Genomic DNA, 2,448 nt, shown 5'->3' with positions numbered 1-2,448 from the left:
CGATTCAGCTTTGAGCCGAGTGCAGCAAAAAGCCTGAAAACCTCTCAGAGAAGTGGATCCGACCGCATTGATGCAAGCTCTGTGCCTTGAACGCGCGATCGCGAATTCTGAGAGCCACCCCCCATTTCGTGAAAAAATGTAAAGCAAGATTTTCAAGAATTTGGTAATGTAATCACATAAACTTTTGCAAAACGTTTCACTGCAATCTCTCATTTCCCCACAATTTGGGAGATTTTTCGGTGAAACAAGTTTGCGCCTGTTGTCTTTGAGGAAGGCGTCTCGTGTCTTTTGATTGCGAAGACCTCGTGAATACCCCGCCAACGTCAATGCCGTGGATGGGGGGGCTGGGAAAAGCAGTTCGTTGGCGGGTTGCGCTGCTCGTAGGTATTGTCATTTTTGCGATTGCGGTTGGTATCGATTCTTTTCAACACCAAGCATCGGCGGCGGGGATGTCCGCCGACGGTGTTGCTGAGATGTCGTTGACGACAGCAAAGATTGAGCGGCAATCATTTGCTACCCCAACCTCCTCCCGGCATACCTATCTGGAGTATGACCCGAACACTGCGGAGCGCTTGAGCCATAGTGACCTCACCAGCGCCATGATGACCCGCAGTCGCCTGACGAGTGCCCATTTCTTTACGGGCAGTGGTGCTCAATAGCGATCTCGCCCTGGTTCGATGCCTTGAAAGCGTCAGCACGTGCCGGACGCCTCCCTTGTCTCCTGAGAGATGCGGACGTTGAGAGAATTCGGCAGATAAAAAAGACCTCCGCGTGGGCGAAGGTTTGTGTGCTGTCTGTTTGCTTAAGGAGAAAACGCTAGGGTGGCTTGGGAAGCTCCACATGGTGTTAGAGTTCCCAAATCCTAAGGGGGAGAACGGGGCGCATCCAAGTCATTGCACCTTACATTTTCTGCCCCTGACTGAGTAAGCATTCTGCCGTTTAAGCTCGTCGGACACTGGCAGAACTGGTAAGGAAATCAGGACTTATCCCCCGGTTATTCTCTGATCCAGGAAGTGCGCTGAAATTGGGGTGATTCATGTCCTTCTAGGTTGTGCTCTGCATGACGCTGATCGCAGATGATGACCACCGTTGATATCGCAACTTTTCGGAGGGAATGGCGGACGCGGGGGGAGTGTTGTCGGTCGATCTCTCCATAATTTCCCTAGGACTTTGTAGTTCCCCCGACAGTCTTGCCACCGTGCTGCACCGCACAGTGATAGGGTTTTCTTCCTATTTCCCTGCATGACCTTTGACCCCCTGCGATCGCTGCCCTGCTCTCTTGCCGCCTTGAGCGCGATCGGGTTGTCGGCGCTACCTGCCCCCGCCGCTGTCCTGATTGGTAACACTGTGGGCAACAATGTGGTTGAGTTTGACGAAAAAACGGGACAGTTTCTCGGCGAGTTTATCTCCCCCTTTGAGGGGTTTGTCAGCCCAGATTCCTTGGTGTATGGCCCCGATGGCAACCTCTACATTAGCAGCGGTACCACCCCAGATACCTCAGCCATTTATCGGTTTAATGCGAAAACAGGTGCACTCATTGATCGCTTTGCCAGCGGTGGCGGATTATTACGACCCTATGGCCTCGCCTTTGGCCCCGATGACAATCTCTACGTCAGCAGCTTTTTGTCCGACGAAATTTTGCGCTATGACGGTAAAACTGGCGCGTTCCTCGATGTGTTTGCTCGTCGTGATGGCAGTCCAGAAGGGTTGAATGGCCCAAATGGGCTGCTCTTTGGCCCTGATGGTAAGTTATACGTCACAACTCAGGGCAGTGTGGCGGCGGTCAACGGTCAGCCAGATTTTAGCTTTGGGTTCCCGAGTCAGGTGTTGTGCTACGACATTACTTCAGGCTTGGGCAAAGTGTTTGTGCCGCAGCCTGCGCCTTTCCCCAGTAGCTTTGGGTTTGTGAGTTTTCTGGGTTTGGCGATCGGCCCGGATGATGGCAACCTCTACGTCAGTGATTTTGCCAATGGGATTCGTCGGTATGACTTCGCCACGGGACAGGAGCTTCAGGTCTACGACACTAATTACACTGGCACCACTCCAAGTAGCAACTTCATTGGTGGGCTGGGCTTTGGCTTTGAAAAATCGCTGTACACGATCGGGTTTGATATCGGCGAGCCCAGTAACCCGATTGGGACACTGCTGAAGTTTGACGTGGCCTCAGGGATACGCACTTTGGTGGCGGCCAATCAGCCTGCCCTCGTACGCCCGGTTGGGCTGATTTTTCGTCCCAAGTTTATGACCACACCAGAACCGATGCTGACTCCTTCGCTGGTGGCGTTGGCGTTGGCTGGGCTGGTGGCCGCGCGCCGCGATCGCAGGTCTCATCCCAACTCGTAGCTCCATTTCGGCATCCAGTGCCGATGGTGTGATGCACGATCGCAATCGCCAGCCACGAAAAAGGGCAGCCGAAGCTGCCCTTTGGTGTTGAGGTTTCTTGTCTAA

The 2,448-nt window shown here is 53.5% G+C and carries 2 protein-coding genes; both read left to right on the top strand.

Annotated features, from left to right (window positions below; genetic code table 11):
• Positions 1–281: 281 nt before the first annotated feature.
• On the top strand, positions 282–659 hold the full coding sequence (locus IGR76_01615) for a hypothetical protein (GenBank protein ID MBF2077235.1): 378 nt from the start codon (positions 282–284) through the stop codon (positions 657–659).
• Between the two features lie 583 nt (positions 660–1,242).
• The gene (locus IGR76_01610; protein ID MBF2077234.1) at positions 1,243–2,343 is read left to right on the top strand and encodes a PEP-CTERM sorting domain-containing protein; all 1,101 of its coding nucleotides are present in this window, start codon (positions 1,243–1,245) and stop codon (positions 2,341–2,343) included.
• The last annotated feature ends 105 nt before the right edge of the window (positions 2,344–2,448 follow it).

Origin of the sequence: Synechococcales cyanobacterium T60_A2020_003 (assembly GCA_015272205.1) — a bacterium.
Classification (GTDB): domain Bacteria; phylum Cyanobacteriota; class Cyanobacteriia; order RECH01; family RECH01; genus JACYMB01.
The sequence above is the reverse complement of the archived record's forward strand: the minus strand, read 5'-3'. Positions and strand labels throughout refer to the sequence as shown.